A 7,001-nucleotide genomic window follows, 5' to 3' on the forward strand; every position below is an offset into this window, starting at 1 on the left:
TGACCTTGCCCAAGGTCGTGGCGATTATCCACTCAAAGACCGCTTCGAATGTCAGATCGGCGAGCACATCCTGGCTGGGCGCGCGGATCTCGGAATCTCGAGATTGCCCCTGGATCCACGCCTGTTTGAGTGGGCGCCGCTTGGATCCGCACGAAACGTATGCATCTTTCATCCCGACCACCGCTTTTCAAAACAGACCTGTATCGAGGCGCAAGACCTGGCAGGCGAAACGATCGTCGATATCGATCCCCAGTTCGCGGCCCACCAAATGAACTTTAATGCCTTGCGCTTCGCCGGCGTTGAGCCAGACATACTGGTGGAATTCGATTGCAACGGTCACGAAGACGGATACGTTTCGGCTGGCCTGGGCATTTCGATAACCAATGAGATCATTGCGCGTGAATACGCGGCATTTCATCTCGAAGCAAAACCGGTGGAACCGTCCGCGCTCTATCACTACGTTGCGATTTGGCAGAAGGGCAGGACCTTTTCGAACGCACTGAATGTGTCGCTCGAGGCAATCATCGCCGCGTTTTCCGAGATGCCGTCGGCTAGAGGGGGATCATCCCTTGAGGGCTAATGTACTCGGCAGCGGCTGCCATGGAACAAGAGGCAGGGTTCTTTCTGACGGAAGGCGATCGCTCCGCGCCCTTGAACAGAATGCGGGCTTTTGTGCAAAATAGCCCGGATGTCAGGTTGTCTTGATGCCGATCTTGCGGCGCTTGGCCGGCGCCGGCAACGTTACGGGTTCAGGCTCTACGGCCTTCCGTCCCAGGCCGATCGCCTTCGCCATCGCGGATCGCACCGCGGCATAGTTCGGCGCAACCATTGGGTAATCGGAGGGCAGGCCCCATTTCGCGCGGTACGCATCTGGCGTCAGATCGTAGTGGGTGCCTAAGTGCCGCTTGAGCGATTTAAACTTCTTGCCGTCTTCCAGACAGATGATGAAATCGGGCGTCACCGATTTCTTGATCGGGATAGCGGGTGTAGGCTTCTCTTCCGCTTTGGGTGGGCGCGCGCCCTGCAGCTTGCTGATCGCCTCATAGGTATCGGCAATTACGCGGGCGAGTTCCGCAACTGGAACCGGGTTATTGCTGACATAGGCGGAAACGATGTCAGCGGTCATCTCCAGCAATTCCACGTCGGACTCGATAAGATCTTCAGGCATTTGGCCGACCTTTCATCTGCTCTTCAGGTGCCGTAGCCCGATCTGCGTCAGCAGCCTCGCTACAGCAAAGCGCACCAGGTGCACAAGACAAGAAGTTACGATGGAACGCGGCTGGCGCATGGGTCAGGAAACTCTGCATGAACCAGTTCGGGCGCGGCACCGCACAGCAATGAAGGTGTAAGCGCAATTGGGCAGGAGGGCGGACCCGCCATAATCCGTCGTGCGCTGGCAATTCGCCGGGAGATTGCCAAGCGGAAGGTTATGGAGAAACTGCCAACGGAGGCGGTGCGTCAAGGCTACGCGGTCCACGAAAATTTCGGGCGCTCTGTTTCTCTGGATGAGCTTAAGGGCAGAGAGCGGCAATAGGTGATCGCAACCAACCCCTCCGCCGCTCGTTCACCTATGCCCAAATTTTGAAATGGTGCGGACGCGGAGCCCTGCCTGAGCCTGGCCCGACCGAGTGATGCCCCCATCTCCCGATCGAACCGCACCGCGTCCTTGTGGTCGGCTTACCATGCCGTCAACGCCCGGGAAACGTCGCGTAAGGTAAAATGCCGGTGAACGATGAGCGCAACCAGCCCTCCGCCGCTCGTTGACCTATGCTGGGTTGATTCCTAGCCACTCCAAGACCCGCCCACCCATGCTTATGTCGGGTGTGGGCCTTTTTGATCACATTAGCGGAACCTAATATTTAGGCACTGGTTTCTCTGGCGGCAGCACCCCTCGCTGCTGGTCAAGGTGCGCGACCCTTGGCCGGGCCCGCCTTTGCCCCGAGCTTGGGCGCGGGCCTACTCTCGGGCTTCCGTCGCCGGGCGTTTGATTCAGCCGTCCAATCCAAAATTGTGCCAGCCTGATCTTGCAATCAACTGCTCTGCCAAGATACCAAGCCGGTGCTGGGTAGATCCTAGCCAGTCCTAGCTATGCCCGTCAGCCGAAAGGTTGGCGGGCTTTTTAATCGAATGTTCACCGGTGCCAGTCATCATTACGGAGCGGCTATGTTACAATACCGCCCTACAAAAGCCCGTCGCTTTCCCCCGAAGCGACGGGCTTTTTGCATGGGACGACCACGCAGATAGGGATAGCCGCGAGCTGCCAACGCACGGAACCGGCCGTGCCTCTTGTCGTGGAACCTGATGGGCACGGGGGGTCGGCGCGCGTGCCTATCATCCGATCACCCGCTCAGAAATTTCTACCAAATATTCCCGACCCACATCAGGCTTCCCTGATGGTGTCCCTACGGTACGACTTGAGGAAGGAAGCGGATGAGTCCTGGATGGTGTTCGACGTGTTCACCGGGCTGCCGGCTGTGTACGAAGGCCACCAAGCCGTCGACCTCGACATGGAGTATGCCGATGATCTCGTGGTCTTCCTGAACGCTGTCGACCGGAAACGTAGGGTGGGTCGCCCGTGGTGACCTCTGATGGGAACCATACCGTCTCTGCAGTTTTAAGCGAGCCTTTTATGCGGCCGGCTTCAGGGCTGCCCTCAGCAGCATGCCGAAAAGGTCGCGTGGCTCGTCGGGATCGGCCAGCAGATCGAGCTCCTCGTAGAGGCCGGTCGCTTGCAACTGGTCGCGCACATAGCGCAGGGCCGAAAAATCCTCGATGGCGAAGCCGACGGAATCGAACAGCGTGATCTGCTTGGCGTCTCTCCGGCCTTGCACCTTGCCGGCGATTACTTGCCAGAGTTCGGTCACCGGATGGTCGAGATCCAGCTGCTGGATCTCGCCCTCGATGCGTGTCTGCGGCGGGAACTCGACGAAAATGTCGGAGCGCAGCAGGATGTCCTTGTGGAGTTCGGTCTTGCCGGGGCAATCGCCGCCGACGGCGTTGATGTGGACGCCGGAGCCGACCATGTTGTCGGTGAGGATGGTGGCGCACTGTTTGTCGGCGGTGACGGTCGTGATGATCCCGGCCCCTTCAACCGCTTCCTGCCCGGATGCGCAGATGGTGATGTCAAATCCCATGCCAGCCAGGTTCTTCGCGCATTTCCGCGAGGCGGATCGATCGATGTCGTAGAGCCTGAGCCTGTCGATGCCGGTCAGCGCCTTGAAGGCGATCGCCTGGAATTCCGATTGGGCCCCATTGCCGATGATGGCCATGGTGCGCGCGCCGCCCGGCGCCAGATACTTGGCCGCGACAGCGGATGTGGCGGCGGTACGCAGCGCCGTCAGTATGGTCATCTCGGTGAGCAGCATCGGGTAGCCGCTACCGACATCGGCGAGCACGCCGAAGGCCGTCACCGTCTGCAAACCCTGGCGCATGTTCTTGGGATGGCCGTTGACATATTTGAAGCCATAGAGCCGCCCATCGCTTGTAGGCATCAGTTCGATGACCCCGTCATGGCTGTGCGATGCGATGCGAGGCGTTTTGTCGAAAAGTTCCCAGCGACGGAAGTCTTGCTCGATGTAGCCGGCGAGCTCGGTCAGGAAGCGCTCGACGCCGATGGCGTTCACCAGCTTCATCATCCGGTCGACGCTGACGAAGGGGACGATGTTCAACTTTGCCGTGGCCATGATCAAAAGCTCCCGGAATGGCTGCGGGTGGGGCGGTCCATGATGCGGCGGCCCATCAGGCTCGCCGTCAGGTCGACCATCAGCGTCGCAGTTCGGCCACGCTCATCCAGAAAGGGATTCAACTCGACCAGGTCGAGGCTGGAGACGAGGCCGCTGTCGGACAGCATCTCCATCACCAGATGCGCCTCGCGGAAAGTCGCGCCGCCGGGAACCGTGGTGCCGACAGCCGGCGCAATGGACGGGTCGAGGAAGTCAACGTCGAGGCTGACATGCAGCAGCCCGTCCTCTGCAGATACCCGCGCCAGAAAGGCGCGCAGCAGCGGCGCGATGCCATGCTCGTCGATGGCGCGCATGTCGTGCACGGTCACGCCCGCCTGGTTGAGCGCGTGACGCTCGGCCGGGTCGACACTGCGCAGGCCCATGGTGCAGATGCGCTTGGGATCGACCGCAGCCGGCAGATCCGGAAAATAGCCGCTAAAACCTGGCTGGCCGCTGGCGTAAGCGAGCGGAACGCCGTGCAGATTGCCGCTGGCGGTGGTGTCGAGCGTGTGGAAGTCCGGATGCGCGTCGAGCCACAGCACGAACAGCGGGCGTCCGGCTTCGGCAGCGCGGCGGGCGATGCCAGACACGGTCCCAGCGGATATCGAATGGTCGCCGCCGAGAAAGATCGGCATGGCATTCTCGCTCGCGGCGTAGGCGGCGTGAGCAATCGCGGATGTCCAGGCTGATATCTCGGGCAAGGCCTTCAGCGCCAAATTGCCATGCACGACGCGCCTCGCCGGAATTGCCTGGACGGCCCCCATATCCTCGACAGCGTGGCCGAGGCCGGACAGCACTTCAGCAAGTCCGGCCGTCCTGAGCGCACTTGGCCCCATCTCACATCCCATCCTGCCAGCGCCATCCTGCACTGGCGCCCCGACGATTCTACAACGCATTGTCTTGTTTTCCCGCTGACCAAGTTCGAATGACCCGCGAGGAGATCATGGCGAGCCGGCGATATGAACAGGCAGAATTGGCAATTCGAAAAGCATTGTTTATCGTAATAGCAGCGAAATTGGCCAAAATGGTAATCCCGATGGATGCGCTGGACGAACGGCTCGTGACCTTGCTTCGGCATGATGCGCGGCGCAGCGTGTCTGACCTCGCCGTCGACCTCGGCGTCTCGCGCGCCACAGTCAGGGCACGGATGGAGCGGTGGAGCGATCCGGCGACATCATCGGCTACACGGTGGTGCTGCGCGCCGACGCCGTTGATCAGCGCATCCGAGGTATCATGCTGATTGAGATTGAGGGCCACGCCGCTGACCGCGTGGTCCGGGCGCTGGGCGGCTTCCCTGAAGTCTCGACCATCCACACCACCAATGGCCGCTGGGACCTGGTGGTCGAGCTCGGGACCGCATCACTGACCGATTTCGATGCGGTGCTGCGGCGCATCCGGCTCATAGCCGGCATAACGGGCAGCGAAACTAGTCTGCTCCTGGCGACGCCGCGCACGACCCGGGCACGACTAGCTTAAAATCCGATCAAGGCCGACTGTGCGGGCGAGTGAGATGCAAACCAGCGCTTCTAACGATGCAGAGCTTCTCGGCCGGCCAGTTTCTGTTCGCCGTGAGCCCGACCGAAATAGGGTAGGACGATAGCCGCTCACAGCTAGCCAACCTCACAGATCAACGCAAGTTCATCGCCGACAACTCCGCCACGCTGATGCGGGTTGGTGACGCTGGCAGTCCTAAGACCATTGCTGGATCTTATAATGCCCAGCGATCCGGAGGCCGTATTCGATCTCGCCTTTCACTAGGCTGCCCTCGCAACTCGGATCGTGTGCAGGGTTTCCGCTTGATATGCGAATATCGACGCAACATCTTCCAATCCTTGTGCCCCGTGACCAAAGCGACTTGTTCTATCGTGAAGAACCTTTTGACACTCACATCTATGCGGCGCGCGCTGCCAACAGCGCGTGGAGAGCCTCCGGCTTCAGATGGGTGTAGCGCTTCAACATTTTCCCGTCCTTGTGCCCAGTTACCAGCGCAACTTGTTCGATCGTGAATCCGGCCTCGAAAAGCCGACTCGTTCCTTCGTGCCGCAAATCATGAAAATGTAGGTCGTGGATGCTCAGGTCAGTGCATCCCCGACGGAAGGCGGTGCCGACTGACCTATGATTGAATGGGAAAATTCGATCATCGTCGTTGCTACGCTTTGCCCGCTGCTCCTCGACAATGGCCCATGCATCGTATCCAGTTGCCGCGAATAGCGGTATGCGCTGATTGTTGCCGTTCTTGTTCCGAGGGTCTTTCCGATCACGGATAAGAAGCATCCGCGTGCGAGATTCCAGGTCGGACCAACGCACCTTGCAGATCTCCTCCTGGCGCATCGCGGTTGCGACGGCGAAACGTATGATCTGGCTAAGCGGAGCAATTTGACGAGGGTTTGCATCGAAGTGACCGATGAGCCTGTCGAGTTCATCCTGCGTCGGCCGTCTGTCGCGCTGGTGGCCTTTCCCAATGAGGCCAAGTCTCTTGAGGGCGATACGCGCGAGATCGACTGGTTCGACCTTGACGGGCAGGCCGTGAACTGCAGCGGCATGAGCCAGAATGAGTTTTATAGAGCCGATGTCGATACCGAGAGTCATCGGTCCGGCGCCTTGGTCGGCCCGGTCCCGACCAAAACGAATGAGCCGTTCGCGATCCAGGGCTACTATTTTGCACTTCCCCAGATGTCTTCGGAGCATATCGAGGGCTGCGGCCTTGGAGCGGCGAGGGGACTTGCCTACATCGCACATGTCGTCGATATGAAGGTCGATGAGTTCGCCGAAGGTTTTCAGGCGCGCTATACGGGACTTTGTCGGCGTCTCACCGCGATCGACTTGGCGCTCGGTTTCGGTTGCCCAGCGTCGTGCGTCCTCAGAAAGGTCTCGCTGGCGTAGCGACCTTTGCGACGGACTTGCACACGCCAGGAGCCGGACGAGAGTTTTGTGTAGGTGGCCATTTTTTCGTGTGCGCTCCGTGTGCACTGAAAGATCGAAACGTGGCGAAAAGGGTCGTATTCTGGCGTAAAGTGGCGTGGCCGCGCTTGCGTCTACCAAATTGATGTTAAAGAAAAAATGCTGAAAAATCAAGACCATAGCCTGGCTATTGCACCCATGCTGGATGGGGCGGAATAGTAATAAAATCCGATAGTTACGAGATGTTGCGTGCAAAAATCGCACACGTTCTGCTTCCCTTCTTTTTTCGTTCCCCCGACGGAGCCGCCGATAGCCCTTTTCGGACGCTCTTCTGCCGACGATATTGACCGCGCCAACGCGGATGTCCGCCGAGATATC

Annotated in this window: 6 protein-coding genes and 1 pseudogene; 3 read left to right on the forward strand and 4 right to left on the reverse strand. The window is 59.6% G+C overall.

Going from position 1 to position 7,001, the window contains the following annotated elements; genetic code table 11:
* Positions 1-103: 103 nt before the first annotated feature.
* Positions 104-580, forward strand: a complete 477-nt coding sequence (locus NKH57_RS28160; protein WP_352949303.1) for a LysR family transcriptional regulator substrate-binding protein — start codon at positions 104-106, stop codon at positions 578-580.
* Between the two features lie 111 nt (positions 581-691).
* On the opposite strand, the gene NKH57_RS28165 is transcribed toward NKH57_RS28160, so the two are convergent.
* Positions 692-1,168 carry a Ros/MucR family transcriptional regulator gene (locus NKH57_RS28165; RefSeq protein ID WP_023762579.1) on the reverse strand — a complete coding sequence of 159 codons (477 nt, stop codon included), beginning with the start codon at positions 1,166-1,168 and terminating at the stop codon, positions 692-694.
* A 1,225-nt stretch (positions 1,169-2,393) separates the two neighbouring features.
* On the opposite strand from NKH57_RS28165, the gene NKH57_RS28170 reads away from it, so the two are divergent.
* The gene (locus NKH57_RS28170) at positions 2,394-2,582 is read left to right on the forward strand and encodes a hypothetical protein (RefSeq protein ID WP_023762580.1); all 189 of its coding nucleotides are present in this window, start codon (positions 2,394-2,396) and stop codon (positions 2,580-2,582) included.
* A gap of 45 nt (positions 2,583-2,627) precedes the next feature.
* Here the strand turns inward: NKH57_RS28170 and ocd are convergent, their stop codons facing one another.
* Positions 2,628-3,683, reverse strand: coding sequence for an ornithine cyclodeaminase (ocd, locus tag NKH57_RS28175; protein ID WP_352949307.1), 1,056 nt, complete (start codon positions 3,681-3,683; stop codon positions 2,628-2,630).
* Between the two features lie 2 nt (positions 3,684-3,685).
* Positions 3,686-4,618 carry an arginase gene (gene rocF / locus NKH57_RS28180; protein WP_031261242.1) on the reverse strand — a complete coding sequence of 311 codons (933 nt, stop codon included), beginning with the start codon at positions 4,616-4,618 and terminating at the stop codon, positions 3,686-3,688.
* Between the two features lie 140 nt (positions 4,619-4,758).
* On the opposite strand from rocF, the pseudogene NKH57_RS28185 reads away from it, so the two are divergent.
* Positions 4,759-5,198, forward strand: a pseudogene (locus NKH57_RS28185) (Lrp/AsnC family transcriptional regulator).
* A 414-nt stretch (positions 5,199-5,612) separates the two neighbouring features.
* Here NKH57_RS28185 and NKH57_RS28190 read toward each other — a convergent pair.
* Positions 5,613-7,001 (reverse strand): site-specific integrase (locus NKH57_RS28190; protein WP_352949311.1); only part of this gene is annotated, 1,389 nt, incomplete at its 5' end.

This window comes from Mesorhizobium sp. M1050, from assembly GCF_040318715.1.
Taxonomy (GTDB): domain Bacteria; phylum Pseudomonadota; class Alphaproteobacteria; order Rhizobiales; family Rhizobiaceae; genus Mesorhizobium.

Excerpts from the sequence above, each read along its gene's own strand:
- NKH57_RS28165 (WP_023762579.1), bottom strand. The coding sequence starts at position 1,168 with ATGCCTGAAGATCTTATCGAGTCCGACGTGGAATTGCTGGAGATGACC.
- ocd (WP_352949307.1), bottom strand. The coding sequence starts at position 3,683 with ATGGCCACGGCAAAGTTGAACATCGTCCCCTTCGTCAGCGTCGACCGG.
- NKH57_RS28170 (WP_023762580.1), top strand. The coding sequence starts at position 2,394 with ATGGTGTCCCTACGGTACGACTTGAGGAAGGAAGCGGATGAGTCCTGG.
- rocF (WP_031261242.1), bottom strand. The coding sequence starts at position 4,618 with ATGCGTTGTAGAATCGTCGGGGCGCCAGTGCAGGATGGCGCTGGCAGG.